General features: G+C 58.3%; 21 protein-coding genes. 10 read left to right on the top strand and 11 right to left on the bottom strand.

What is annotated here, in order from left to right; translation table 11 throughout:
- Positions 1 to 51 precede the first annotated feature (51 nt).
- On the bottom strand, positions 52 to 3,744 hold the full coding sequence (gene metH / locus ACQKIK_RS19030; RefSeq protein WP_499137107.1) for a methionine synthase: 3,693 nt from the start codon (positions 3,742 to 3,744) through the stop codon (positions 52 to 54).
- A 343-nt stretch (positions 3,745 to 4,087) separates the two neighbouring features.
- Between metH and nfuA the strand changes: the two genes are divergently transcribed.
- From nfuA to ACQKIK_RS19015, 3 genes are all read left to right on the top strand, one after another.
- Complete coding sequence (nfuA, locus tag ACQKIK_RS19025) at positions 4,088 to 4,672, top strand: Fe-S biogenesis protein NfuA (RefSeq protein ID WP_045427552.1); 585 nt, start codon at positions 4,088 to 4,090, stop codon at positions 4,670 to 4,672.
- Between the two features lie 140 nt (positions 4,673 to 4,812).
- Positions 4,813 to 5,796, top strand: coding sequence for a response regulator (locus ACQKIK_RS19020; RefSeq protein ID WP_045427549.1), 984 nt, complete (start codon positions 4,813 to 4,815; stop codon positions 5,794 to 5,796).
- Positions 5,797 to 5,798: 2 nt separating this feature from the next.
- Positions 5,799 to 6,752: a sensor domain-containing diguanylate cyclase gene (locus ACQKIK_RS19015; RefSeq protein ID WP_499137106.1), complete on the top strand. Its 954-nt coding sequence runs from the start codon at positions 5,799 to 5,801 to the stop codon at positions 6,750 to 6,752.
- Here ACQKIK_RS19015 and ACQKIK_RS19010 read toward each other — a convergent pair.
- The 5 genes from ACQKIK_RS19010 to ACQKIK_RS18990 form a co-directional block, all read right to left on the bottom strand.
- On the bottom strand, positions 6,749 to 7,864 hold the full coding sequence (locus ACQKIK_RS19010) for a DNA topoisomerase IB (RefSeq protein ID WP_499137105.1): 1,116 nt from the start codon (positions 7,862 to 7,864) through the stop codon (positions 6,749 to 6,751). The genes ACQKIK_RS19015 and ACQKIK_RS19010 overlap by 4 nt on opposite strands.
- A gap of 122 nt (positions 7,865 to 7,986) precedes the next feature.
- On the bottom strand, positions 7,987 to 8,151 hold the full coding sequence (locus tag ACQKIK_RS19005) for a hypothetical protein (protein ID WP_164863208.1): 165 nt from the start codon (positions 8,149 to 8,151) through the stop codon (positions 7,987 to 7,989).
- Between the two features lie 545 nt (positions 8,152 to 8,696).
- Positions 8,697 to 8,978, bottom strand: coding sequence for a hypothetical protein (locus ACQKIK_RS19000; protein ID WP_499137104.1), 282 nt, complete (start codon positions 8,976 to 8,978; stop codon positions 8,697 to 8,699).
- Between the two features lie 153 nt (positions 8,979 to 9,131).
- On the bottom strand, positions 9,132 to 9,401 hold the full coding sequence (locus ACQKIK_RS18995; protein WP_045427540.1) for a hypothetical protein: 270 nt from the start codon (positions 9,399 to 9,401) through the stop codon (positions 9,132 to 9,134).
- Between the two features lie 373 nt (positions 9,402 to 9,774).
- Complete coding sequence (locus ACQKIK_RS18990; protein WP_045427537.1) at positions 9,775 to 11,409, bottom strand: methyl-accepting chemotaxis protein; 1,635 nt, start codon at positions 11,407 to 11,409, stop codon at positions 9,775 to 9,777.
- A 279-nt stretch (positions 11,410 to 11,688) separates the two neighbouring features.
- Here ACQKIK_RS18990 and ACQKIK_RS18985 point away from each other — a divergent pair, with 279 nt between their 5' ends.
- From ACQKIK_RS18985 to ACQKIK_RS18975, 3 genes are all read left to right on the top strand, one after another.
- Complete coding sequence (locus tag ACQKIK_RS18985) at positions 11,689 to 12,519, top strand: undecaprenyl-diphosphate phosphatase (RefSeq protein ID WP_499137103.1); 831 nt, start codon at positions 11,689 to 11,691, stop codon at positions 12,517 to 12,519.
- Positions 12,520 to 12,549: 30 nt separating this feature from the next.
- A complete protein-coding gene (locus tag ACQKIK_RS18980; protein ID WP_499137102.1) occupies positions 12,550 to 13,524 on the top strand; it encodes an alpha/beta fold hydrolase in 975 nt (324 codons plus the stop codon).
- Positions 13,525 to 13,610: 86 nt separating this feature from the next.
- Positions 13,611 to 14,300: a DUF1294 domain-containing protein gene (locus tag ACQKIK_RS18975; RefSeq protein WP_499137237.1), complete on the top strand. Its 690-nt coding sequence runs from the start codon at positions 13,611 to 13,613 to the stop codon at positions 14,298 to 14,300.
- Between the two features lie 84 nt (positions 14,301 to 14,384).
- On the opposite strand, the gene ACQKIK_RS18970 is transcribed toward ACQKIK_RS18975, so the two are convergent.
- Together ACQKIK_RS18970 and acnB are read right to left on the bottom strand one after the other, a co-directional pair.
- Positions 14,385 to 15,971 carry an ABC-F family ATPase gene (locus ACQKIK_RS18970; RefSeq protein WP_045427527.1) on the bottom strand — a complete coding sequence of 529 codons (1,587 nt, stop codon included), beginning with the start codon at positions 15,969 to 15,971 and terminating at the stop codon, positions 14,385 to 14,387.
- A 272-nt stretch (positions 15,972 to 16,243) separates the two neighbouring features.
- Complete coding sequence (gene acnB / locus ACQKIK_RS18965) at positions 16,244 to 18,853, bottom strand: bifunctional aconitate hydratase 2/2-methylisocitrate dehydratase (protein WP_499137101.1); 2,610 nt, start codon at positions 18,851 to 18,853, stop codon at positions 16,244 to 16,246.
- 403 nt (positions 18,854 to 19,256) lie between these two features.
- On the opposite strand from acnB, the gene ACQKIK_RS18960 reads away from it, so the two are divergent.
- Positions 19,257 to 19,724, top strand: a complete 468-nt coding sequence (locus tag ACQKIK_RS18960; RefSeq protein ID WP_499137100.1) for a DUF1289 domain-containing protein — start codon at positions 19,257 to 19,259, stop codon at positions 19,722 to 19,724.
- A gap of 53 nt (positions 19,725 to 19,777) precedes the next feature.
- Here the strand turns inward: ACQKIK_RS18960 and ACQKIK_RS18955 are convergent, their stop codons facing one another.
- Positions 19,778 to 20,641: a universal stress protein UspL gene (locus ACQKIK_RS18955; RefSeq protein WP_045427519.1), complete on the bottom strand. Its 864-nt coding sequence runs from the start codon at positions 20,639 to 20,641 to the stop codon at positions 19,778 to 19,780.
- Between the two features lie 174 nt (positions 20,642 to 20,815).
- On the opposite strand from ACQKIK_RS18955, the gene ACQKIK_RS18950 reads away from it, so the two are divergent.
- Entirely contained in the window at positions 20,816 to 21,421 is a 606-nt protein-coding gene (locus tag ACQKIK_RS18950; protein ID WP_499137099.1) for a MiaE family protein, read from the top strand.
- A gap of 4 nt (positions 21,422 to 21,425) precedes the next feature.
- On the opposite strand, the gene lpxH is transcribed toward ACQKIK_RS18950, so the two are convergent.
- Together lpxH and ACQKIK_RS18940 are read right to left on the bottom strand one after the other, a co-directional pair.
- Positions 21,426 to 22,148 carry a UDP-2,3-diacylglucosamine diphosphatase gene (gene lpxH, locus ACQKIK_RS18945; protein WP_499137098.1) on the bottom strand — a complete coding sequence of 241 codons (723 nt, stop codon included), beginning with the start codon at positions 22,146 to 22,148 and terminating at the stop codon, positions 21,426 to 21,428.
- A gap of 6 nt (positions 22,149 to 22,154) precedes the next feature.
- Positions 22,155 to 22,649 carry a peptidylprolyl isomerase gene (locus ACQKIK_RS18940; protein WP_045427513.1) on the bottom strand — a complete coding sequence of 165 codons (495 nt, stop codon included), beginning with the start codon at positions 22,647 to 22,649 and terminating at the stop codon, positions 22,155 to 22,157.
- A gap of 197 nt (positions 22,650 to 22,846) precedes the next feature.
- On the opposite strand from ACQKIK_RS18940, the gene ACQKIK_RS18935 reads away from it, so the two are divergent.
- Both ACQKIK_RS18935 and cysS read left to right on the top strand, forming a co-directional pair.
- Positions 22,847 to 24,517: a glutamine--tRNA ligase/YqeY domain fusion protein gene (locus ACQKIK_RS18935; RefSeq protein ID WP_499137097.1), complete on the top strand. Its 1,671-nt coding sequence runs from the start codon at positions 22,847 to 22,849 to the stop codon at positions 24,515 to 24,517.
- Positions 24,517 to 25,902, top strand: coding sequence for a cysteine--tRNA ligase (gene cysS, locus ACQKIK_RS18930; RefSeq protein ID WP_499137096.1), 1,386 nt, complete (start codon positions 24,517 to 24,519; stop codon positions 25,900 to 25,902). The genes ACQKIK_RS18935 and cysS overlap by 1 nt, the downstream gene beginning before the upstream one ends.
- Positions 25,903 to 26,073: the final 171 nt, after the last annotated feature.

The following is a 26,073-nucleotide window of genomic DNA, read 5'->3' as shown; positions in this document are numbered from 1 at the left end:
TTGATTTCAGTCGCAAGGCCGCCTCATAGAGATGCTGCGGCCAGCGGTAGTCTAGTTGTCGTAGCCGAGGTTCGGCATCAGCCAGCGTTCGGTGACGGCGATGTCTTGACCTTTGCGAGTGCTGTAGCGCTCGGCCTGGTCCTTGTCGATTTTGCCGACCGCGAAATATTGCGCCTGAGGATGCGCGAAATACCAACCACTGACTGCAGCTGTCGGGAACATGGCGTAGTGCTCGGTCAGGGTGACCTGGCTGATGCCGTCGGCATCGAGCAGCTGGAACAGCGTGCCTTTCTCGGTATGGTCAGGGCAGGCCGGATAGCCGGGAGCAGGGCGGATACCCTTGTATTGCTCCTTGATCAGTTCTTCGTTACTCAGCTGCTCTTCCGGGTCATAGCCCCACCATTGCTTGCGGACCTGCTGGTGCAGCCATTCGGCGCAGGCTTCGGCGAGGCGGTCGGCGAGAGCTTTGACCATGATCGAGTTGTAGTCGTCGCCGGCGTCCTGATAAGCCTTGGCCACTTCCTCGGCACCGATGCCCGCAGTGGTAATGAAACCGCCCACATAATCGGTCACTCCGCTGCTTTTCGGTGCGACGAAGTCGGCGAGCGAGAAGTTCGGCTTGCCGTCGGTCTTCACCGTTTGTTGCCGCAGGTGGTGCAGGGTGGCGAGGGCTTCGCCGTCGTCGCCATAGACTTGGATATCGTCTTCGTCGACCTGATTGGCGGGCCAGAAGCCGAAGACGGCGCGGGCCCTGATCAGCTTTTCGTCGACCAGCTTGGTGAGCATCGCCTGGGCATCGTTGAACAACGATGTAGCGGCTTCACCGACGATTTCGTCTTCAAGAATGCGTGGATACTTGCCGGCGAGATCCCATGAGATGAAGAAGGGCGTCCAGTCGATATAGTCCACCAGCGTGCGTAGATCGATGTCCTCCAATACCTTGCGGCCGGTGAAGGTTGGTTTGACTGGCGAGTAATCGGCCCAATCGAACTTCGGCTTGACCGCAATCGCTTCGGGGTAAGTCAGACGCTCGGTGCGTGCGCTGCGGTTGGCAGTGCGCTCGCGGATCATCGCGTACTCTTCGCGGGTCTTCTGGACGAAAACCGGCTTCAGCTCCTTCGACAGCAATGTTGTCGCGACCCCGACGGCGCGCGACGCGTCGGTCACATAGACCACCGCATCGTTCTTGTAATGCGGATCGATCTTAACCGCCGTGTGAGCCTTGGAGGTGGTCGCGCCGCCAATCATCAGCGGCAGATGGAAATCCTGGCGCTGCATTTCGCGCGCAACGTGCACCATTTCGTCCAGCGACGGTGTGATCAGACCGGACAGGCCGATGATGTCGCATTTCTCGGCAATTGCAGTCTGCAGGATCTTTTCAGCCGGGACCATGACTCCCATGTCCACCACGTCGTAGCCGTTACAGCCGAGCACCACGCCGACGATGTTCTTGCCGATGTCGTGCACGTCGCCCTTGACGGTCGCCATCAGGATCTTGCCCTTGGCTTCCGGCTTGTCGCCTTTCTCGGCTTCGATGAAGGGGATCAGGTGCGCAACGGCCTGCTTCATAACACGGGCTGACTTGACCACCTGCGGCAGGAACATCTTTCCCGAGCCGAACAAATCGCCCACCACGTTCATGCCCGACATCAGAGGGCCTTCGATGACCTCAATGGGCCGCGCGCACTGCTGGCGGAACTCTTCGGTGTCCTGAACGATGTGAGTGGTGATGCCCTTGACCAGCGCGTGCTCCAGGCGCTTCTGGACGGTATAGCTGCGCCATTCTTCGGTTTCCGCTTCCTTGACGCTGCCGTCGCCCTTGAACTCGTCGGCGATGGCCAGCAGCGCCTCGGTGCCGTTAGGGGTGCGGTTGAGCACCACGTCCTCAACAGCGTCGCGCAGCTTCTTCGGGATCTCATCGTAGATTTCCAGCTGGCCGGCGTTGACGATGCCCATCGTCAGGCCGTTCTGGATCGCGTAGTAGAGGAAGACCGAGTGGATCGCCTCGCGAACCGGATTGTTGCCGCGGAACGAGAAGGACACGTTCGACACACCGCCCGAGGTCAGGGCGTAGGGAAGATTGTCGCGGATATACGCGCAGGCCTCGATGAAGTCCACGGCGTAGTTGTTGTGCTCCTCGATACCGGTGGCGACGGCGAATATGTTCGGGTCGAAAATAATGTCTTCCGGCGGGAAGCCCACTTCATCGACCAGAATGTCGTAGGAGCGCTGGCAGATTTCACGCTTACGCGCGGCTGTATCGGCCTGGCCGGCTTCGTCGAACGCCATCACTACCACGGCGGCGCCGTAGCGCTTGCACAAGCGCGCGTGATGCTTGAACGCCTCGACGCCTTCTTTCATGGAAATCGAGTTGACGATGCCCTTGCCCTGGATGCACTTGAGCCCGGCCTCGATCACCTCCCACTTTGAGGAGTCGATCATGATCGGGACGCGGGAGATGTCGGGCTCGCCGGCGATCAGATTGAGGAAGGTCACCATGGCCTTCTTCGAATCCAACATGCCCTCGTCCATGTTGATGTCGATCACCTGAGCGCCGGCTTCTACCTGCTGCAGGGCGACTTCCAGGGCCTCAGTGTAATTGTCTTCGCGGATCAGGCGAGCAAAACGGGCGGAACCGGTGATGTTGGTCCGTTCGCCCACGTTGACGAACAGCGAGCTGCGATCAATGGTGAAAGGCTCAAGGCCCGACAGGCGACAGGCCTTGGGAATGTCAGGGATGACGCGTGGCGGATATTTGGCAACCGCATTAGCAATCGCCTCGATGTGTGCGGGCGTCGTGCCGCAACAACCACCAACGACGTTGAGGAAGCCACTGGCGGCGAACTCCTCGACGACCGATGCCATTTCCGCCGGGCTTTCATCGTACTCACCAAAAGCGTTGGGCAAGCCGGCGTTAGGGTGCGCCGAAACGTGGGTTTCGGCCTTGTTCGACAGCTCTTCCAGATAAGGGCGCAGCTCTTTCGCACCCAACGCACAGTTAAGGCCTACCGAGATCGGGTTGGCGTGACGTACCGAGTTCCAGAAGGCTTCGGTGGTCTGGCCGGACAGGGTGCGGCCGGAGGCGTCGGTAATCGTGCCGGAAATCATGATCGGCAGCTCGAAACCGATCTCTTCGAAGACTTCCTGCACGGCGAAGATCGCCGCTTTGGCATTGAGCGTATCGAAGATGGTCTCGATCAGGATGAGGTCCGAGCCGCCTTCGATCAGGCCGCGGGTGGCTTCGGTGTAGTTCTCCACCAGTTCGTCGAAGGTGACGTTGCGGTAGCCTGGATTATTCACGTCCGGTGACAGCGAGCAGGTGCGACTGGTCGGCCCTAGCACGCCTGCTACGAATCGCGGACGGTCCGGCGTTTGTGCCGTCTTTGCATCGGCGGCCTGGCGGGCGAGACGGGCGCCTTCGACGTTGAGCTCATAGACCAACTCTTCCATGCCGTAGTCGGCCTGAGAAACGCGGGTGGCGTTGAAGGTGTTGGTCTCGACGATATCCGCACCGGCATCGAAGTAGGCTTTTTCAATGGCGCTAATGGCGTCCGGCCGGGTGAGGATCAAGAGGTCGTTGTTGCCCTTTAGATCTTGTGGCCAGTCAGCGAAGCGCTCGCCGCGATAGTCCGACTCTTCCAGTTTATAGCTCTGGATCATCGTGCCCATGCCGCCGTCGAGAATCAGGATGCGCTCCTTGAGGGCCTGCTGGAGTGCCTGGAGACGGGCGTTGCGGTCGAGCATGGGGACTACCTGAAGCTGGTTGCGAGGACCGCGAATAATAGCAAAGCTGCACGCTTTTTGATCATCCGGCGATTTACATGAGCAATGCTCATGTTGGTGCGGCGTCGTGTATAACTGGCAGGACCCTGTCGTCGGCGTGACTGATCAGGTTACGCAGTGGTATCAGATGTCGCGTCCCTGTTCGGATACGAGTACCGCTATCAACCTGCCTTAGATACCTCGAGGGTCCGATCGGGTGTACCGATTAACTACCCTTCTACCAGGCAATTCCTACTAAAACGCTAGGACTTTATCCGGCGCAGTGGTTGGCGTACACTGCCGGGCATGTATGAGAGGAGTTCCCATGAGCGCCATTACCATTACCGAAGCTGCACATGATTACCTGGCCGACCTGCTTGAAAAGCAGAACACCACCGGGATTGGCATCCGGGTCTTCATCACTCAGCCCGGCACCCCCTACGCTGAGACCTGCATTGCCTATTGCAAGCCGGGAGAGGAAAAGCCGGATGACATCGCGATTTCCCTGAAAAGCTTCACCGCTTGGATCGACGGTATCAGCGAGCCCTTCCTGGAAGACGCCCTGGTTGACTACGCCACCGACCGCATGGGCGGCCAGCTGACGATCAAGGCACCCAACGCCAAGGTGCCGATGGTCAACGAGGACAGCCCGCTCAACGAGCGCATCAATTACTACCTGCAGACCGAAATCAATCCCGGTCTTGCGAGCCATGGCGGGCAGGTGACATTGATCGATGTCGTGGATGAGGGCGTGGCGGTACTCCAGTTTGGCGGCGGGTGCCAAGGCTGTGGCCAGGCTGACGTAACGCTCAAGGAAGGTATCGAAAAGACCTTGCTGGAGCGAATTCCGGAGCTGAAGGGCGTTCGTGACGTGACCGACCACACCAATCGGGACAATGCTTACTATTAAGTGGTAACAGCCTAAACGGTGGTCGTATCGGTCACTTTGCTGGCAAAATGCCACTATCTACATGTGTCCCCACCACGGCGCTCGTTAGCTGAGATAAGCTGTCCAGGTTCCAGGGGCCTGGCCAAGTGAGCGAGCGCTGCATGTCTGCCGTTACCGTATTGATTTGCGATGATTCAAGCCTGGCGCGCAAGCAATTGCTGCGCGCGCTGCCGGCTGCGTGGCCGCTAGATATACTTCAGGCTGCCAGCGGTCGCGAGGCGCTGGAACGAATTCGTGAAGGCGGCGTGGACGTCTTGCTGCTTGATCTGACCATGCCGGACATGGACGGCTACCAGGTTCTGGCTGCTCTTCGCCAAGAGCAACTGGCGTGCAAGGTCATCGTGATATCGGCGGACGTTCAGGAAGAGGCGGTGCGCCGGGTGCTCGGGCTGGGGGCGCTGGCATTCATCCGCAAGCCTGCCGATCCCCTGCATTTGCAACAGACCCTGGCGGGTCTCGGGGTCGTGGATAGCGAACTTCCAGCACTCGGGGAGCGGAACGCGGGGCAGGTCTCGTTCCGCGACGCCTTCCGCGAGGTGGTCAACGTTGCGATGGGGCGCGCGGCGGCGTTGCTCGCCAAGGTGTTGGGGGTGTTCGTACAGCTGCCGATTCCCAATGTGAATATCCTCGAAGTCGGCGAATTGCACATGGCGCTGGCCGATGCGGCTCAGGGCGACAAGTTGTCAGCGGTGTGCCAGGGCTATATCGGCGGGGGCATCGCCGGCGAGGCGCTGTTGATCTTCCATGATTCGGAGATTGCCGATATGGCGCGTCTGATGCGCGCCGACGAATATCTCGAACTTGAGATGCTGCTCGACCTTTCCAGTCTGCTGATCAGTGCGTGCCTCAGTGGCATCGCAGACCAAATCGATGTGGTGTTTTCTCAGGGTCACCCACAGGTGCTGGGCCAGCATGCTTCGATCGATGAGCTCATTCGCGTCAACCGGCAACGTTGGAAAAACACCCTGGCGGTGGAGATCAGCTACAGCCTGGAAGGTCACGACATTCATTTCGACCTGCTCTTGCTGTTCACCGAAGACTCGGTTGAGCTGCTGTCGCGCAAACTCGCCCTTGAGATGAACTGACCATGCCTGACTCGAACGATCTGAGTGAACTCCACTGGTTGCTGGCTATCGTCCAGAGCATTGATGTCGGTGTCGTGGTGCTTGATCGCGAGTACCGCATCGATGTGTGGAATACCTTCATGGAGAACCGCTCCGGACGGCTGCCAGAAGAGGCGCGCAAGAAGACTTTCTTCGAGCTCTTTCCAGAAGTCGACGAGCAGTGGTTTCGGCGCAAGGTGGAAAACGTTGCGACACTCGGGACGCCATCGTTCACCATCTGGGAACAGCGGCCTTACCTGCTGCGATTCAAGAATTACCAGCCGATCACCGGGCTGGAAGACTTCATGTACCAGAACACCACCTTGATGCCGTTGAAGGCGCTCAATGGCAGCATCGAGCAGGTCTGCCTGATCATCTACGATGTCACCGACGTGGCGACCAACCGCCGCCAGTTGCAAGCGGCGAATCAAGAACTGCAGCGCATCTCCAGCACCGACCGCCTGACTGGCCTGTTCAACCGGGGCCATTGGGAGGAGATGTTGCGTCAAGACTACGCCCGGCATCGGCGCTACGAGCGCAATGCGGCGTTGGTGATGTTCGATATCGACCACTTCAAGAAGATCAACGACAGCTACGGTCATCAGGCGGGTGATGCGGTCATCCAGCAGACTGCCGAACTGGTTCGACAGAGCACGCGCGATGCGGACATTGCCGGACGCTACGGCGGTGAAGAGTTCGTGGTGCTGCTGCCGGATACCGATAGCGAGGGGGCGGTGACGTTCGCCGAGCGGCTACGGCAATCCATCGAAGCGCATGAGGTCGTCCACGAAGGGCGCAGCATTCGCTTTACCGTCAGTCTCGGGATTGCGGATCTCAGCGAGCCCACCAATGGCTACGCACAGCTGATCGAACGTGCGGATATTGCTCTGTATTCTTCGAAAGCCTCAGGGCGCAATCAGGTCACCCTGTACCGCTAGGATGCTGCGGTGGGCGCAGTGCGGCTGCTCAGGAATTTCAGCAAGGTGACTTCCTCGCTGCTCATCCATTTGCGCTTTCTAGCCTTGCCCAGCTGCGCCAGTTCGCCAGTAGCAAAGGCTTCAAGCACGTCGGGATGAATGTAGCACTGGCGACACACGGCGGGAGTATTGCCGAGCTGGTGAGACACTAGCGTGACCACTTCGACCAGATTGCGCCGCGCCACCGTCTCTGGTCGCCACTCACGTTTGCGCAGATAGTCCAACGCCAGCGCACTGCCTGCCCAAGTTCGATAATCCTTGGCCGTGAAGTCGCCCCCGGTCATCTCGTGGATGAACGCGTTGACGTCGCTTGAATTCACTGGGTGCCGCATCCCGTTTTCGTCCAGGTATTGAAACAGGTGCTGGCCGGGTAGCTCCATGCAGCGGCGCACGATGCGCGCCAGCCGCTGGTTCCTTAGCGTTACGCGATGCTCTACACCGCTTTTGCCACGGAACTGAAAGCGGATCGCAGAGCCTCGTACATCGACATGACGGGTTCGTAGAGTGGTGAGCCCGTAGGAACGGTTTTCCTTTGCATAACGTGGGTTGCCAACTCGGATCAGCGTCGACTCAAGCAATTGCACCAGCAAGGCCATCACTTTATCTCGCGGCATGCCGCGCAAAGCCAAGTGCTCCTCCAGGCGCTCGCGCATTCGCGGAAGGGCATTGCCGAACGAAAGAACCCGCTCGTACTTGTTGTCGTCCCGGATTTCTCGCCAGCGGGGGTGATAACGATATTGCTTGCGTCCGCGAGCATCTCGTCCAGTTGCTTGCATATGGCCTTGCGGATCCGGGCAGATCCAGACGTCAGAGTAGGCCGGGGGAATGGCCAGCTTGTTGATGCGCGTTATCTCATGCGTATCCCGAATACGTTCTCCGGTCGGCAGGAAGTAAGCGAATTTGCCGCCGAGCTTTCGTCGACTGATACCTGGAACGTGGTCGTCTACATAATGCAGGTCGGCTGGTAGCTCAGGGCAGAGGGCGGTGCCGGTATCCAATTGCTCGTCCGCCGGAAGCGGACGCACACCTTCCGCTAAGTGCAAAGCCGTCTCGCTGTCCTGATCGATCAGCATGCATGCTCCTGAAGGGCCGCGGCCCGGCCTGGTAAAGCCTGGCCGCATTAACGAATCTTAAGATGAGTGCAGCCAGGCTATCCCTGGGTGGCCGGTGGCGATGCGCAGGACTGAAGACAGTGTCAGTCTTCGCTTTCCTGGCTGTTACGCATCAACAGCCTTATCGCGGCAACCAGTTCGTCAATTGCCTCTCGGTAGATAGCTGGGTCTGCCTTGGTTTCTGCGCTGTCAGCCAGCCGTCGCGCACTTTCCAGATGGTCATTTATCGAGGAATAGTCTCCGATCATGTAAGCGCTCCTGGGTTGCGGATGAGAAAAGGCAGCTGCGCTGAAGGGGGCACAGTGCTTGTCTCAATAAGAGACCGACGCAACCGAAAGGGGTTCGAACCGCGTGTCGAGCGCCGGTATGAGCGGTTTGGCGCGACCGCGCAAAGCTTCTTGTTGACGCGTAACGATCGACCGCCCCGCTCGATAATGCTGACGCTATTGGTGGCAGTAAAAAGACCAGTTGGTTGTACACGGTTGGTGCTAACGAGCTCGACGTCATCCCGTCACGCAGGGCTGCGCAGGTGTAAACCTCGCGCTTAACTAGTCGTCATCCTTGCTTAGCTGGAGCCGTGTGCTCTTCAGCAAGCCAGCAAGTTGAATTGCGTGATATGCGGAATCGATAGGGCTTCGCCACCCGCTGCGTTGGTGACTCGTATCGAGAAGCTGCTCTACTCATGGTCGGCTGAGTGGTCGCACGGCAGGGTGAGAAGGGCACCTCGCTGATGCACCTGGCTTCATCAATTGCAGGCGTTTTGGTCATCAGCATGCACCGCCGAGGCGATTATCTATTTCGCCGGTGCGACGTCGAAGACGAGGTTTATCCCATCGCCGCTGCCGTCTCCGACGACCGAGCCTTGTACCGGTCTGTGCATCACCTGACGGCCTTTGTAAAACTCGCTCAGACGTTTCTGCGCCACATCACGGATATGCGTGATCAGCCCTGTGGACTGTGCGTCGCGAGGGATGATGAACTTCAGGGAAACGCAATGGCTCTGGGCACCCTCCGGCAAATCGGCCAGTCCGCTGCTGTGCCATTGATCGTTGACGTAGGCTTCTGCACCTTTCATGGATCACTCCTTCGTTTATTCGCTTATTGCTGGGACCGTTGAACAATCGAATGGGTCCGTTTTTTCCTAGCGGCGCCATTATTGGTGGCCAAGCGAAATGCAACGAAAAAGGCCCGGCGCTTGCGCAACCGGGCCTTATCAAGAAGGAGTGACTTACTCAGGCATCTGCCAAGGCGCGAGATGCATACCCTGACGACTCAGATCGGCGCGTGCTTGCTCCAGCGACTGACCGAGCTTGATCGGGTCGGAGTAGACGTTGCTCGCCAATTTGCAATGGCCCACGGTGCGCGATTCGCTGCCATCCAGGACCGTGATGCTGAGTTCACCGTTGCCTTCGAGCAGCGTCCAGGCGACGCACTGGAACGGCTTGAACGCACGGTCAGTGATAAGGAGGGCGTCGTTGAAGCGAAGCGGGCTGTTCATCAGGCATGTCTCTCTGTGTGGTAACCAAAAATCGGATATTGAGCCTGCCGCCAGGCTGCCGGCGTTGGCCTTACATATCCATTGATGTACACAGAGGACTGATAAGTCACAGGGTCGTTTCGTGTTTTGTGATTTTTTTTGCAATTAGCCAAAGGTCTAGCATTAGGCGCAACTTGGATGATCGGCTTAATCTCGGTCTAACTATCTGTTTTCGTTGGCTTTGCTGGTTGGGCTAAGGGCAAGGCTTCTTAGAGCCCATCAATCTGCCCCCCTTAGCGCTGTGGCGAAAAGCCGCAACCGGCGTGGCAAAAGAAAACGGCCAGCTCCGGTTCGGGAGCTGGCCGTTGTATACAAGTCCGCTTGTAGAGCTTGGCTAGACTTTGAACTGCTTGAGCAGACGATTCAATTGCTCGGCCAGCTCGCCTAGTCGCTCACCCGCCGCACTCGATTGTTCCGCCGCGTGGGTGCTTTGCTGAGCCAATCCGGCAGCCTGGGTAACGTTCTGATTAATGTCTTCAACGACGTGGGTCTGTTGCAGTGTTGCGCTGGCTATCGATGCGTTCAACCCCGACAGGTTGCGCAGCGCCTGGGCAATCTGAACGAGGCTGGCTCCGGCTTGGCTGGCTTGTTCAACGGTGGCTTGGGATGCTCGGCTGCTTTCCATGATCACCTTAACTGCAGCGCCCGAATTCTTCTGCAAGCCTTCTATCATCGTGTGAATCTCAGCCGTTGAGGTCTGGGTGCGTTGGGCGAGCAGGCGAACCTCGTCGGCCACTACAGCAAAACCGCGGCCTTGTTCGCCGGCACGGGCAGCCTCAATCGCTGCGTTCAGCGCGAGGAGGTTGGTCTGATCGGCGATCGATCCAATGACTTCAAGCACTGACCCGATCTTCGTGGTTTCGTCCGCTAAGGATTGTATGACCCCTACAGCTTCGTTAATGGTGATCGAAAGCTGATCTATTTGCTGCAGGCTGGCTTCGATATTCCGCTGCCCCAACCCGGCCTGCTTCTCCGCGTCACCCACTTCGTTCGATGCCTGCTCGGCATTCTTTGCCACTTCCTGAACGGCGTAGGTCACCTCGTTGACGGCAGTAGCGACCAGCTCCATCTGTTGCGACTGCTGCTGACTTTGCTTGTGCGCTTGCCCGGCCAGCCCGCCCAAGGCGTTGGAGGAGGATTCCAGTGAGTCGGAGGTTTCGAACAACTGTCCGATCACTGTGCGCAGTTTTTGGGTGAAGGTATTGAAGTCGCGGCTAAGGGTGGTCAGCTCGTCATTACCCGATACGTCAAGATTCCGCGTCAGGTCGGCTTCACCGCTGGCGATGTTGGCCATGGCCTGCATAGAGTGACGCAGCGGCTGTGTGATGCTGCGGATAAGAATCGCGACCAGTGCCGCCATCAGCGCAGCGATTGCCAGACCGATGAGCGAGAAACGGACCAGATAGTTCTGGAACTCCGCTTCGACATCATCAACGTAGATTCCCGAACCGATAATCCAGCCCCATGGCTTGAATAGTTCGACATAGGAGATCTTCGGCACAGGGTCTTTTTCGCCGGGCTTCGCCCATTGATAGTCAACCAGGCCAGCTCCTTTGAGTTGAGCTACCTTGACCATTTCGTTGAACAGCGCTTTGCCGTTCGGATCTTTGACCTTGGAGAGATCCTGTCCCTCTAGCTCCGGCTTTATCGGATGCATGACCATGACCGGCTGCATGTCGTTGATCCAGAAGTAGTCATTCTGGCCATAGCGAATCATGCGAACCTGGTCCATCGCGGCTTTCTGCGCCTCGGCGGTCGTCATGCTTCCGCTGGCTTCGAGCTGCTGATAGTAGGTCAGCACGCCGCGCGCCGTCTCGACGATGTTTTGCGTCATGACCTGCTTGCCCCTGTACAGGTCGGTGCGAACCTGCTGGATCATCAGCAGGCCAAGAATGAAGAGCATGGCAACCGCCACTAGCGGAATCAGCCAGAGACGCTTGCTGATTGGAAGATTTCGTAGCAGATTCATAGGGTTGTATGCTCCTGTTGGTACTTGTGTTCTTTATTATTCGAATAGAGGGGTGGAGCGCGGCGACACGGTCTACCTTGAAAAATCAGCTATGGCAGTGGTTGTTTGTCATGGCCCATGCATAGGGTTTCGGCCGTTGCCGAAAAAAGATGAGGGCGGCCGTGTCTGCTCAATGAATTTACTTGCATCAAGCGAGTCAGAACAGCGCTCAGATGGCTATCTGACATATACCTTTGTTGTATTTCAGCCGCGGTGAGTTGCACCGTTATTGGGGAATAGATGGACCTTTGGATTGCCTTTCAGGCGTTGCTTCTCGGGGTGGTGGAAGGCATTACAGAATTTCTGCCGATATCCAGCACCGGGCATCAGATCATCGTGGCCGATCTGATTGGGTTTGGCGGCGAGAGGGCGCTCGCGTTCAACATCATCATCCAGTTGGGTGCGATCTTGGCGGTGGTGTGGGAGTACCGTCGTAAGATTTTCGATGTGGTAGTTGGTTTGCCAAGGGAGAAACAGGCGCAGAAGTTCACCGGGAATCTGCTGGTCGCGTTCTTCCCTGCGGTAGTGCTGGGAATTACCTTCGCTGATCTCATTCACAAATACTTGTTTAATCCGATCACGGTAGCGACGGCGTTGGTCATTGGCGGGGTCGTGATGCTCTGGGCCGAAAAGCGCCAGCATGAATTACAGGCCGAAACCGTCGACGATATGCACTGGTCCCATGCCTTGAAGGTTGGCTTCGCGCAATGTCTGGCGCTCATCCCCGGCACTTCACGGTCCGGCGCGACAATCATCGGTGGGCTGTTGTTTGGGCTGTCCCGCAAGGCTGCCACCGAGTTTTCATTCTTTCTGGCCATGCCGACTATGGTCGGTGCCGCAGTGTATTCCGGTTACAAGTACCGCGACCTGTTTCAGCCTGGCGACTTGCCGATCTTTGCGATTGGGTTCATCACCTCGTTCATTTTCGCCATGCTGGCGGTGCGCGCCCTGTTGAAATTTATAGGCAACCATAGCTATGCCGCATTTGCCTGGTACCGGATCATCTTCGGCATCATCATCTTGGCTACTTGGCAGTTCAGCTTGATCGACTGGAGCACCGCGGCGGGCTGACGCGCAACGCACACAGCAGAGGAGTGCCCTGTGCACGCATTCGAACACCGACTGTTGCCCATCAATGGGATCACCCTCAGCCTTTACTGCGCCGGGCCTGAGCAAGGCCCGGTGATCTGGTTGCTCCACGGGTTCCCCGAAAGCTGGTACTCGTGGCGTCATCAGATCCAGGCGTTGGCGGATGCAGGCTATCGTGTGGTGATTCCGGAGATGCGCGGATATGGCCAAAGCAGCGCGCCGGATGATATCGCCAGCTATGACCTGATAACCGTCTGCGCGGACATCCAGGCGGCAATGGACTTACTTGGTCACCGCTCGGTAGCGGTGGTGGGCCATGATTGGGGTGCACCGGTGGCTTGGCATCTGGCCTTGCTCGAGCCGCAGCGAGTCAACGTTGTCGCGGCTATGGCGGTGCCTTATGGCGGCCGTCCGAAGAGACCCGCGATCGACATCATCCGCAGCCAGTTCGCAGATCGCTTCAACTATATTCTGTATTTCCAGCAGCCCGGCGTTGCCGAGGCCGAGCTTGATCAGGACATTCCGCGTACTTTGCGGATGATGATGCATAACACCTCGGCAGCGGTCCCCAAGGATTTATTCCTGCAGGACAAGCCGGTCGGCAGTTCGCTTTATCAAGGGATGCGAGACCCGGGCGCGCCGCCGGCTTGGTGCGGCTCGGACGCGTTCGCCGTCTACGTCGCTACGTTCGAGGGACGCGGCTTTCATGGTGCACTGAACTGGTACCGCAATTTCGAGCGGAACTGGGAGCGCACTGCACCGTTAGCCGAGCGCAAGGTGGAGCAGCCGGCGCTTTTCCTACTAGGTGACAAGGACCCGGTCGGCACTCTGGAAGCTCATACGCTGCAGAAAATGCCCAGCTGGGTACCGGACCTCGAGCAGCACCTCATCGAAGACTGTGGCCATTGGATACAGAGCGAGCAGCCCGAGCAGGTCAATAGGCTGCTTCTCAGTTTTCTTGAGCGCCGCTACACCCCTGCCCGATAACTGCTTGCGGCTCGTAGCTCCAAAGGTAAGCGGCTAGAATCCCCGGTTTTCCCGCCGGGTCACTTGCCATGGAATAACACGGTCAGCTGAAAAGCTGGAACGATCAGAAGGGGTTCGGTTTCATTCGGCCGGAACAGGGTAGCGAGGAAATCTTCGCCCATATTTCGGCTATGCGCGGCGCTCGCCGCCCGGCGCAGGGCGACCGGGTGCTCTACATCAGCGAACGGGACGAGAATGGGCGCCTGGGTGCCACGCATATCCGTCTGGATTCGGGGCTGTCTCTAGACGAGCCGGCGATTCGACGAAAACCACCTGCGGTAGCGATCCAGTCCGCACAAAATAGAAGCTTCAAGGCACGCGCTAAGCCCAAAGCGCGGCCACGGCACAATGGGTCGATAAGGTGGCTGCTACCGAAGCTCCTAGGGCTCGTCCTGCTCTGTCTGTTACCGGCGCTCGGGCTTGCTCGTCTGGCGGGGCAGGGTAGTTACTGGCCGCTCTATGCCTATCTCTCGGGTAGCCTGTTGGCTTTTGGCTTCTACCTGCACGACAAGCGCAGCGCACTGCGTAGCGGCTGGCGTACACCCGAGGCTCGCCTGCATCTTGTTGAGTTGCTTGGTGGCTGGCCGGGGGCATTGATCGCTCAGCAAGCGTTTCGCCACAAGACCCGCAAGTTGTCGTTCCAGCTGGTGTTCTGGCTGATCGTCGTCGTGCATCAGCTCGCATGGCTCGACTACCTATATGTCCAGCGGCTGTATGGGTTATTGCTAGAAATTTGAGCACTGACCGAGCCGTACGCGATGATGATTCGTCGATGCAAAAACGCCCCGCGTTGGCGGGGCGTTTCGTTACCTCAACGAGGTTTAGAACACGCCAAGACTGCGCAGGTAGTCGTCATAGGTGCCGCTGAAGTCGGTCACGCCCGAGTCGGATAGCTCGATGATACGGGTCGCCAGAGAGCCAACGAATTCCCGATCATGGCTGACAAAAATCAGCGTGCCCGGATAGTTCTCCAGCGCTAGGTTCAGCGCCTCGATCGATTCCATATCCAGGTGGTTGGTCGGCTCGTCCATCAACAGCACGTTGGGCTTCTTCAGGATCAGCTTGCCGAACAGCATGCGGCCCTGTTCGCCACCGGAAATTACCCGAACCGACTTCAGTATCTCGTCGTTGGAGAACAACATGCGGCCGAGGGTGCCGCGTACGACCTGCTCGCCGCCTTGCGTCCACTGACTCATCCAGTCGAATAGGGTTACGTCGTCCTCGAAATCATCTGCGTGGTCCTGGGCGTAATAGCCAAGCTCGGCACTCTCGGTCCACTTCACCGCACCGGCATCGGGTTGCAGCTCGCCGACCAACGTGCGCAACAGGGTCGTCTTGCCAATGCCGTTGGGGCCGATGATAGCGACGCGCTCACCGGCCTCGACGGTGAAACTGAAGTTCTTGAACAACGTTTTGCCGTCGAAGCCTTTGGCAACGTTTTCCACGGTTACCGCCTGGCGATGCAGTTTCTTGGTCTGCTCGAAGCGGATGAAGGGGCTGACGCGGCTGGATGGTTTAACTTCAGCTAGCTGGATTTTGTCGATCTGCTTGGCGCGTGAAGTGGCCTGCTTGGCCTTCGAGGCGTTCGCCGAGAAGCGGCTGACGAAAGTCTGCAGCTCGGCAATCTGCGCCTTCTTCTTGGCGTTATCCGATAGCAATTGTTCGCGCGATTGAGTGGCTGCGGTCATGTACTCATCGTAGTTACCGGGGAACAGGCGCAGCTCGCAGTAATCCAAGTCAGCCATATGCGTGCACACACTGTTTAGGAAGTGCCGGTCGTGGGAAATGATGATCATGGTGCTGTTGCGCGCCGTGAGTATGTTTTCCAACCAGCGGATCGTGTGAATGTCCAGGTGGTTGGTCGGCTCGTCGAGCAGCAGCACTTCCGGATCGGAAAACAGCGCCTGCGCCAATAGCACGCGAAGCTTCCAGCCGGGTGCAACCTCGCTCATCGGGCCGAAATGCTGATCCAGCGGAATACCCAGGCCCAGCAGCAGCTCACCAGCGCGGGACTCGGCGGTGTAGCCATCCATCTCGGCGAACTCGGTTTCCAGTTCTGCCACCGCCATGCCGTCGTCTTCGCTCATCTCTGGCAGCGAGTAGATGCGTTCGCGTTCGGCCTTAACCTTCCACAGTTCCTCGTGACCCATGATCACCGTGTCGATGACATTGAAGTCTTCGTAGGCAAACTGATCCTGCCGCAGCTTACCCAGGCGCACGTTAGGTTCGAGCATGACCTGGCCGGCCGATGGCTCCAAATCGCCACCGAGAATTTTCATGAAGGTCGACTTGCCGGACCCGTTGGCACCGATCAGGCCGTAGCGATTGCCGTTGCCGAACTTGACTGACACGTTTTCGAACAGCGGCTTGGCGCCGAACTGCATGGTGATGTTAGCGGTGGAGATCAAAGGGGGTTACCTATCAATAACTTGGAGCTTGCAGATGGTGCTGAATGGTGCGCGATACTGCGGCTAGAGCGGAGTCTAAAGTGACCCGGCGGACAGGCAGTAGCGGCAGCCGCGGCGCATTATGGCGAGCTGTTGGGAGAAATGCGGGGGTTGATGCCAGACATTGGGCGCTATTGTCGCATAGGTCTGTCGGCAGTTGCATGACACTCCGTAAATGCAAACGCCCCGAACCAGTCGGGGCGTTTGTTTTACCTGCGTGGCGCGTCAGAACATCAGACAGCGACCACGTCGATCTTTGCTTTGGCCGCAGACTCGCGGAACTCGGCAATCTGATCGAAGCTCAGGTAGCGGTAGACATCAGCCGCCATGGTGTCGATCTGAGCAGCGTAGACCATGTACTCCTCAACGGTCGGCAGGCGACCCAGGATCGAGGCGACTGCTGCCAGTTCGGCAGAAGCCAGGTACACGTTGGTCGCGTCGCCCAGACGGTTAGGGAAGTTACGAGTCGACGTGGAGACCACTGTCGAACCGGTCTCAACCCGTGCCTGGTTGCCCATGCAAAGCGAGCAACCAGGCATTTCCAGGCGTGCACCAGCGCGGCCGTAGATGCCGTAGTAGCCTTCTTCGGTCAGCTGGTGCTGGTCCATCTTGGTCGGCGGAGACAGCCACAGGCGAGTTGGTAGAGCACCTTCAACTTTATCCAGCAGCTTGCCAGCGGCGCGGAAGTGACCAATGTTGGTCATGCACGAGCCGATGAATACTTCATCGATCTTCTCGCCCTGAACGGTCGAGAGCAGACGCGCATCGTCCGGGTCGTTGGGTGCGCAGAGTACAGGCTCGGTCACCTCGGACAGGTCGATCTCGATGATCTCGGCGTATTCGGCATCCGCATCGGCAGCCAGCAGTTCCGGCTTGGCCAACCAAGCTTCCATGGCCTGAGCACGACGCTCCAGCGTACGAGCATCACCGTAACCTTCACTGATCATCCAGCGCAGCAGGGTAATGTTCGACTGCAGGTACTCAGCGATTGCAGGTTCCGGCAGCTTGATGGTGCAACCGGCAGCGGAGCGCTCGGCAGAAGCGTCAGACAGCTCGAACGCTTGCTCGACGGTCAGGTCGTTCAGGCCTTCAATTTCGAGGATACGGCCGGAGAAGATGTTCTTCTTGCCTTTCTTCTCGACGGTCAGCAGACCTTTCTGGATCGCGTAGTAGGGAATCGCATGAACCAGGTCACGCAGCGTGATACCAGGCTGCATCTTGCCCTTGAAACGAACCAGTACCGACTCCGGCATGTCCAGCGGCATGACGCCAGTGGCTGCGGCGAAGGCGACCAGGCCGGAACCGGCCGGGAAGGAGATGCCCATCGGGAAGCGAGTGTGCGAATCGCCGCCGGTACCGACAGTGTCCGGCAGCAGCATGCGGTTCAACCAGCTGTGGATGATGCCGTCGCCCGGACGCAAGGAAACGCCGCCGCGGGTCATGATGAAGTCCGGCAGGGTGTGATGCGTGGTGACGTCGATCGGCTTCGGATAAGCGGCTGTGTGGCAGAAGGACTGCATGACCAGATCAGCCGAGAAGCCCAGGCAAGCCAGGTCTTTCAGCTCGTCGCGGGTCATTGGGCCAGTGGTGTCCTGGGAGCCAACGGTGGTCATCTTTGGTTCGCAGTAGGTGCCCGGACGGACGCCTTTGCCTTCCGGCAGACCGCAGGCGCGACCGACCATCTTCTGTGCCAGCGTAAAGCCCTTATTGCTCTCGGCAGGGGCTTCGGGCTTCTTGAACAGGTCAGTTGGGCCCATGCCCAGTTCGGCACGTGCTTTCTCGGTCAGACCACGGCCGATGATCAGCGGAATACGGCCGCCAGCACGAACTTCGTCGAGCAGGACGTCGGTCTTGAGCTGGAATGTAGTGACCAGTTCATCGCTGCCGTGACGGCGGACTTCACCCTTGTACGGGTAGACGTCGATGATGTCGCCCATTGCCAAATCGGAGCAGTCGAACTCGATCGGCAGTGCGCCGGCGTCTTCCATGGTGTTGTAGAAGATTGGCGCAATCTTGGTGCCGAAGCAGAAACCGCCGGCACGCTTGTTCGGCACGTTCGGGATGTCGTCGCCGAAGAACCACAGCACCGAGTTAGTAGCGGACTTACGCGAAGAGCCGGTACCGACCACGTCACCCACATAGGCGACCGGGAAGCCTTTGGTGGCCAGTTCTTCCATCTGCTTGAGCGGACCAACCGAGCCAGGAACGTCGGGGTTGATGCCGTCGCGAGCCATCTTCAGCATGGCCAGTGCGTGCAGCGGGATGTCGGGGCGCGACCAGGCGTCAGGCGCCGGCGACAGATCGTCGGTGTTGGTTTCGCCGGTGACCTTGAATACGGTCAAGGTGACTTTTTCGGCAACCGGGGCGCGGTTCTTGAACCATTCGCCTTCAGCCCAGGACTGCAGGACAGCTTTGGCGTTCGCGTTGCCAGCCTTGGCTTTCTCAGCAACGTCGTGGAACGCGTCGAACATCAGCAGGGTGTGCTTCAGCTCTTTTGCGGTAGTGTCGGAAAGTTCTGGGTCGTCGAGCAGGTCGACCAGCGTGACGATGTTGTAACCACCTTGCATGGTGCCCAGCAGTTCAACAGCGTGCTGCTTGCTGATCAGCGGAGAGGTGGCTTCGCCCTTGGCGATAGCGGCGAGGAATCCAGCCTTGACATAGGCGGCTTCGTCCACGCCCGCGGGAACGCGGTTGGTGATCAGGTCGAGGAGGAATTGTTCTTCGCCGGCTGGCGGGTTTTTCAGGAGTTCGACCAGGCCTGCGGTCTGCTCGGCGTTCAGCGGCTGGGGCACAACGCCCTGAGCGGCACGCTCTTCTACGTGTTTGCGATAGGCTTCAAGCACAGTTTTATACCCTCATCATTGGTCCCATGGGTGTCTCGGGACGCGCATCCGGAAGCTGTTTTCAAAGTTTTACGCCGGGTTTGGTGCCGGGTACGCAGGTTAGAGGGATCTGCGCACCCGGAAAGTAGCCGGTCAACTGTGCTCGTGACGCTTTGAAAACAGCTTCTTGCGGATTATGGCGCCTAAAACGGCGGGCCGATTCTACTGGAACGTGCCCGCAAAGTTAAGTGAAACGCCAGGGCACAGCGATGGCGAGGCCGCCAACGGACATGTCGCCGTTTCGGCTTAGGCCCGCAATCTGTGGGCTGCAGACCCTCTTTTTGAGGCATGGTCCGGATTGGTCAGTGACCCGGCTTGGACAAAAGTCTAAGATGCGGCGCTGTTCTTCGATTCATCGTCCGTCATGTCCAATCAGCGAATCAAAACCCCTTGCGTAGGCCTTTGCTCCACCGTTTACGGCGATCTCGTCTGCCGCGGATGCAAACGGTTTCATCATGAAGTGGTGAGCTGGAACGGCTATAGCGAAGAGGTCAAGCGCTCGGTCTGGCAGCGCCTGGAGGTATTGCTAGCGCAAGTGATGGCGGCAAAGCTGGAGGTTTTCGATGCGCCACTGTTGCGTTCTCAGCTGGAGACCAGACAGATCCGCTTCGTTGCCGACCAGTCACCCTACTGTTGGGCCTATCAACTGATCGCACGCGGTGCGCGCGTGATTCAGCAGCTCGAAGCCTATGGCGTCGTGCTGCTGCCGGAGTTTCGTGATTGGTCCCTGCCTGAGCTTCGTGATGCAATCGATCGGGAGTTCTTTCTCCTTTCCGAAGCGCATTACCAGCGTTATATCGTTCCTCGGTTTATTCAGGACATGGCTCGCTAGGCATTCAATACAGCCGAGGAAGGCGATATCCAGCCTCGGCTGAGCTGATGACCCTAGCGCTGCGCTACGAGCTCCTCAAGGTGGTCGATGATGTCCTCTGGCTTCAGCACCAGCACATCGCTTTCCAATGTATCGAGCACGACCTCGGCGGTATTACCCATCAAGGCCCCGGACAATCCGGTGCGGGCGACAGTGCCGATGACCGTTACGGCAGCCTGAAGCTGGTGGCAGACGCGTGGGATCAAGGCGTCTGCGGGCCCTTCCTCGATATGCAGCTGGCCGTCAGGGATGTCGAACTCAGTCTGAAACTGCCGGCAGGCGTTGCGGTAACGCGCTTCGATCGTTTCCTTGAGCTGGAACGCGGGATCAGCGGAGGACAGCATGGCTGAAGGGTGCGCGCTGATCACATGCAGTGTGCCCTCAGCAAGCGAGGCAATCTGGTAGCCGTAATTGATGATGCTGGAATGAAGCGTGCGGTGTTCGATGTCAGCATTGCCGACGTCCACTGCGGCCAGAATGTTGCCGCCCGTCCAGGGCGCTTCGGTTTTGACCATCAGCACCGGGCAGGGGCAATAACGCAATAGCTTCCAGTCATCGGGCGTCAGCAGGGCGCGTTTCAGCGGGTTGTCGGCAATGTGCTGCTTGATCACCAGGCCGCAGCCTTCGGCTTGCTGAGCGCTGATGATGGTCTGGTGCAGGTTTTCATGCCAGGCCTGCCGAGCCGTAACGACGTGGCCCTGATCTTCGAGTTCTTGGCGCAAGCGCTCTAGGTAGCTGCTGTGATCCTGTTTGGCGTCGCAGATCAGCAAGTGCAGCCGGGACTGGCTGACGCTGGAAATCAATCGCGCCCTTTTCAGTGCCAGGTTTTCGGAAAGCTTCGGGTCAATTACCACGAGGATACAGCGTATGGCTTGCATGATCGGCTCCGTTTGGGTGATCAGATGGTTTCACTATAGACAAGGACTTCAGGGCAGCCACTGACCTATATCAAGCAGTGCTGGCCGTTACTTGCTGGGCTCGTATAATGCTCGGCGGCCCAGCGACTTCGTGCTGTTCGCCGCTTTCATTTCCTTCATGAATACCAAGACCTCATGCTCCCCGAACTGAATGAATTTCTTGGCTGTGCGACACCTTCGGCGTGGGTCGACGTTGCGCTGCAGTACCAGGATGTGATGTTGATCGATCATGGCAACTGCGAGAAGAAGGCTGCGGGCGCTGCCTTTCAGTTGATGTTTCGCTATGTCGATAAGCCGGATCTGCAGAACAAGATGTCGCGCCTGGCCAGGGAGGAGTTGCGACATTTCGAGCAGGTGCTCTCGATCATCCGCAAGCGTGAAATCAGTCTGCGCAATATCGGCTCGTCCCGTTATGCGGCCGGTTTGCGCGAGTTGGTGCGCAACCACGAACCCTACCGGCTCACCGATACGTTGGTGATTGGTGCGTTTATCGAGGCGCGCTCATGTGAGCGTTTTGCGATGCTGGTGCCGCACTTGGACGAAGAACTTGGGCGGTTCTATCACGGGCTTTTGAAGTCCGAAGCGAGGCATTTTCAGGATTACCTGAAGTTGGCTTACCTCTATGGAGAGGCGGCGGACATCGAGGCAACCATCGTCCGCGTGCGTGAACGTGAGCGTGAGCTGATCGAAAGCCCAGACAGTGAGTTTCGTTTTCACAGCGGCGTACCGAGCGCCGCCTGACTGATCAGTTCAGGTCGAACGGAGCCTGGTGAAAACCTGAATCGTCGACCTGTAACGCCCAACCCTGGCGATCCCAGTCACCCAGGACGATCCGGATGGCCGCTTGACCATCGATCTGCAACGAATGGGTTGCTGGCCGGTGGGTGTGGCCGTGAATTAAGGTTCGGACTTTGTAACGTTGCATGATGCTCGCCACTTCGTCGGGTGTTACGTCGACGATATCGCTGGCCTTCATTCGCGTCTCTTCCTTACTGCTGGAACGCAGTTTTTGCGCCAGCTTCTGACGCTTGGCAAGCGAAAGGTTATGCAGGATGAAGAGACTTACCGGGTTGCGCAGCCAGCGGCGTAGCCGCATGTAGCCTTCGTCACGCGTGCATAGGCTGTCGCCATGCATCAACAACACGCGCTCGCCAGCGAGCTGCGCGATATGCGGGTCAGCCAGCAGCGTGCATCCGGCCTCGCGGCAAAACGCTTTTCCGATCATGAAGTCGCGATTGCCGTGCATCAGATAGATGCGCGTCCCATGCAGGCTCAGCGCTTTCAGCGCTCGGGCTATCTCATGCTGAAAGGGCGTCATGCCGTCATCGCCGACCCAGACTTCGAAAAAGTCACCGAGGATATAGAGTGCCTCGGCTTCGATTGCGCGAGTCTCGAGGAAACGAAGAAACGCCCGGGTAATCTCCGGGCGTTTTTCTTCGAGATGCAGATCTGAGATCAACAGGATCAATGCGATTTACTCGACGATTTCGGCTTTCTCGATCACGACGTCTTCTACCGGAACGTCCTGATGGCCAGACTTCATCGTGGTGGGCACGCCTTTGATCTTTTCAACTACATCCATGCCTTCGACCACTTCGCCAAATACTGTGTAGCCCCAGCCTTGAACGGTCGGCGCCGTGTGGTCGAGGAAATCATTGTCTTTGACGTTGATGAAGAACTGCGCAGAGGCCGAGTGCGGCTCCATGGTGCGCGCCATGGCCAGGGTGCCGGTCTTGTTGGAAAGGCCGTTGTTAGCTTCGTTCTTGATTTGGCCGCGGGTGGCTTTCTGCTTCATGCCGGTCTCGAAGCCGCCGCCCTGGATCATGAAATTGCTAATCACACGGTGGAAAATGGTGCCGTCGTAGTGACCGCTCTTTACGTATTCCTTGAAATTAGCGGTGGTCTCGGGTGCCTTGTCTTCGAACAGCTTGACGGTGATGACGCCGTGATTGGTATGCAGCTTGATCATTGAATGCCTTCCTAAATGAGGGAGAAAAATGTGTCGCGGCAACGCGACCGGCGTGACGGCCCCGAAGACTCGCGGCTACGGCGCACAGCGCGGCAGGGCGCTTTGCTCTGTCAGGGGGTTGACGGGTCCGCTATGATAAGCGCTTTGATTTGGCGGGCCTACCCTGAGGCACGCACTCGCAGATCGTTAAGGACACCATGAGCAAGCCTGAGACTACCGCAGCCACAAATTTTCTCCGCCCGATCGTTCAGGCCGACCTGCAATCAGGCAAGCACGCGAAGATCGTGACGCGCTTTCCACCGGAGCCCAATGGCTACCTGCACATCGGTCATGCCAAGTCGATCTGCCTGAATTTCGGCCTGGCGAAAGAATTTGGTGGCGAGTGCAATCTTCGTTTCGACGACACCAACCCGGCGAAAGAAGATCAGGAATACATCGATGCAATCAAAAGCGATGTCCAGTGGCTCGGCTTCGAGTGGGCTGGGGAGGAGCGTTATGCCTCCAACTATTTTTCGCAGCTGCATGACTGGGCCATCGAGCTGATCAAAGCGGGCAAGGCTTACGTCTGCGACCTGACATCCGAGCAGGCCCGAGAGTACCGCGGCAGCCTGACCCAACCGGGCAAGAACAGTCCGTTCCGCGACCGTTCCATGGAAGAAAACCTGGACCTGTTCGCGCGGATGAAAGCTGGCGAGTTTCCGGACGGCGCAAAGGCACTCCGGGCCAAAATCGATATGGCCTCGCCAAACATGAATCTTCGCGACCCGATCCTCTATCGGATTCGCCATGCGCATCACCACCAGACCGGAAACGACTGGTGCATCTATCCAAGCTATGACTTCACCCATGGTCAGTCGGATGCCATAGAAGGCGTCACTCACTCGATCTGCACCCTTGAGTTCGAAGACCACCGTCCGCTCTACGAGTGGTTCCTGGAAAACCTCCCGGTTCCGGCACGTCCGCGTCAGTACGAATTCGCGCGTCTTAACCTCAACTACACCATCACCAGCAAGCGCAAGCTCAAGCAGCTCGTGGACGAAAAACACGTCAGTGGCTGGGATGATCCACGCATGTCGACGCTCAGTGGCTACCGTCGTCGTGGCTACACGCCGGCGTCGATTCGCACGTTCTGCGACATGATCGGGGTCAATCGCGCCGGCGGTGTAGTGGATGTAGGCATGCTCGAGTTCGCCATTCGCGAAGACCTGGACGCCAATGCCCCGCGAGCCATGTGCGTCCTCAAGCCGTTGAAAGTGGTCATCACCAACTATCCTGAGGACAAGACCGAGACGCTCGAATTGCCTCGTCATCCGAAGCAGGACATGGGCGTGCGCCAGCTGCCGTTCTCGCGGGAGATTTATATCGATGCCACCGATTTCGAAGAAGTACCTCCGGCCGGGTTCAAACGCCTGATTCCGGGTGGGGAAGTGCGCCTACGTGGCAGCTACGTGATTCGTGCGGATGAAGCGGTCAAGGACGAGCAAGGCACCATTGTTGAGCTGCGCTGCTCCTACGACGAGAACACGCTGGGCAAGAACCCGGAGGGTCGCAAGGTCAAAGGCGTCATTCATTGGGTGCCGGCTGCTGAGAGCGTCGAATGCGAAGTGCGCTTGTACGATCGTCTGTTCCGCTCGGCCAATCCCGAGAAGGATGAAGATGGCGGTAGCTTCCTGGACAACATCAACCCGGAGTCGCTGGTGGTGTTGAAGGGTTGCCGCGCCGAGCCGTCGTTGGCCTCGGCCGAAGCTGAGGATCGCTTCCAGTTCGAGCGCGAAGGCTATTTCTGCGTTGATCGCAAAGACAGCCGGCTCGACGCAATGGTGTTCAACCGGACCGTGACGCTGCGTGATTCCTGGGGAGGCCAGTAATGGCGCTGGCGATTTACAACACGCTGACCAAAACCAAGGAGCCGCTCAAGCCTCTGATCGCTAATCAGGTGCGCATGTATGTCTGCGGCATGACCGTTTATGACTTCTGTCATATCGGTCATGCACGCGTCATGGTGGCATTCGATGTCGTTTCGCGCTGGTTGCGCCAGCGTGGCTACGAATTGACCTATGTGCGCAACATCACTGACATCGACGACAAGATCATCCGGCGAGCCCAGGAAAATGGCGAGACGTTCGAGGCGCTCACCGGGCGCATGATCGCTGCCATGCATGAGGACGAGGCACGGCTCAACGTGCTACGTCCAGACATCGAGCCTCGAGCCACCGACCATATTGCTGGCATGCACGGCATGATCCAGACCTTGATCGACAAGGGCTTTGCCTACGCACCGGGCAATGGCGACGTGTACTACCGGGTTGGCAAGTTCGTCGGCTACGGCAAGCTGTCGCGACGCAAGATAGAAGACCTCAAGATTGGCGCGCGAATCGAGGTCGACGAGGCCAAAGAGGACCCGTTGGATTTCGTGCTATGGAAGGCCGCCAAACCGGGAGAGCCGAGTTGGGGGTCGCCTTGGGGCGCAGGGCGTCCGGGCTGGCACATCGAGTGCTCGGTCATGTCAACCTGCTGCCTGGGTGAGACCTTCGACATTCATGGCGGTGGCCCTGACCTGGTATTTCCGCATCATGAGAATGAGATCGCACAGAGTGAAGCGGCAACCGGCAAGCTGTACGCCAATGCCTGGATGCACGCCGGCGCCGTCCGGGTTGATGGTGAGAAGATGTCCAAGTCGCTGGGCAACTTCTTCACAATTCGTGAAGTGCTGGAGAAATACCAGCCGGAAGTGGTGCGCTACCTGCTGGTCTCCAGCCACTACCGCAGCCCGATCAACTATTCAGAAGACAGTTTGAAAGAAGCCAAGGGCGCCCTTGAGCGCTTCTATACCGCACTCAGAGGTCTGCCTGAGGCCACCGCTCAGGGTGGCGATACGTTCGTGGCCCGCTTCGGCGAGGCAATGGATGACGACTTCAATTCACCCGAAGCGTGCGCGGTGCTGTTCGAAATGGTTCGCGAGATCAACCGTCTACGCGATACGGATATGCGGGCAGCGTCCAGCCTTGCTGCGCAGCTCACAGAGCTGGCCAGCGTGCTCGGCATATTGCAGATGGATCCCGACACCTTCTTGCAAGCTGGTGCCGAGGGGAAGGTGGATGCAACCAAGGTGGAAGCACTGATTGCTGCACGCCTTCAGGCTCGCTCCGATAAGAACTGGGCTGAATCTGATCGGATCCGCGATCAACTGACGGCTATGGGTGTGGTTCTTGAAGACGGGAAGGGCGGCACGACCTGGCGTCTTGGCGAGTAACTCGTATCCGCAGCTAAGGCCGCACGTCAGCGTTTATCCCTGAAGTGCGGCTTTTTTTCGTCTGTGGTCTGCAGGGGCCGAGTCCGCTGCGACAACCATCTGCACTGCCTGCTGGCCAGTAGCCGCGGATCCACGGCCTTTCAGCTCGTTAACCTACCTGGGAAGCCTGGC

Source organism: Pseudomonas sp. NPDC047961 (assembly GCF_050272435.1).
Taxonomy (GTDB): Bacteria; Pseudomonadota; Gammaproteobacteria; order Pseudomonadales; family Pseudomonadaceae; genus Stutzerimonas.
This window is presented reverse-complemented; position numbering and strand designations above follow the sequence as displayed.

Bases quoted from the DNA above. Each gene is read 5' to 3' on its own strand.
- metH (WP_499137107.1), bottom strand. From the start codon at position 3,744: ATGCTCGACCGCAACGCCCGTCTCCAGGCACTCCAGCAGGCCCTCAAG.
- nfuA (WP_045427552.1), top strand. From the start codon at position 4,088: ATGAGCGCCATTACCATTACCGAAGCTGCACATGATTACCTGGCCGAC.
- ACQKIK_RS19020 (WP_045427549.1), top strand. From the start codon at position 4,813: ATGTCTGCCGTTACCGTATTGATTTGCGATGATTCAAGCCTGGCGCGC.
- ACQKIK_RS19015 (WP_499137106.1), top strand. From the start codon at position 5,799: ATGCCTGACTCGAACGATCTGAGTGAACTCCACTGGTTGCTGGCTATC.
- ACQKIK_RS19010 (WP_499137105.1), bottom strand. From the start codon at position 7,864: ATGCTGATCGATCAGGACAGCGAGACGGCTTTGCACTTAGCGGAAGGT.
- ACQKIK_RS19005 (WP_164863208.1), bottom strand. From the start codon at position 8,151: ATGATCGGAGACTATTCCTCGATAAATGACCATCTGGAAAGTGCGCGA.
- ACQKIK_RS19000 (WP_499137104.1), bottom strand. From the start codon at position 8,978: ATGAAAGGTGCAGAAGCCTACGTCAACGATCAATGGCACAGCAGCGGA.
- ACQKIK_RS18995 (WP_045427540.1), bottom strand. From the start codon at position 9,401: ATGAACAGCCCGCTTCGCTTCAACGACGCCCTCCTTATCACTGACCGT.
- ACQKIK_RS18990 (WP_045427537.1), bottom strand. From the start codon at position 11,409: ATGAATCTGCTACGAAATCTTCCAATCAGCAAGCGTCTCTGGCTGATT.
- ACQKIK_RS18985 (WP_499137103.1), top strand. From the start codon at position 11,689: ATGGACCTTTGGATTGCCTTTCAGGCGTTGCTTCTCGGGGTGGTGGAA.
- ACQKIK_RS18960 (WP_499137100.1), top strand. From the start codon at position 19,257: ATGTCCAATCAGCGAATCAAAACCCCTTGCGTAGGCCTTTGCTCCACC.
- ACQKIK_RS18955 (WP_045427519.1), bottom strand. From the start codon at position 20,641: ATGCAAGCCATACGCTGTATCCTCGTGGTAATTGACCCGAAGCTTTCC.
- ACQKIK_RS18950 (WP_499137099.1), top strand. From the start codon at position 20,816: ATGCTCCCCGAACTGAATGAATTTCTTGGCTGTGCGACACCTTCGGCG.
- ACQKIK_RS18940 (WP_045427513.1), bottom strand. From the start codon at position 22,649: ATGATCAAGCTGCATACCAATCACGGCGTCATCACCGTCAAGCTGTTC.
- ACQKIK_RS18935 (WP_499137097.1), top strand. From the start codon at position 22,847: ATGAGCAAGCCTGAGACTACCGCAGCCACAAATTTTCTCCGCCCGATC.
- cysS (WP_499137096.1), top strand. From the start codon at position 24,517: ATGGCGCTGGCGATTTACAACACGCTGACCAAAACCAAGGAGCCGCTC.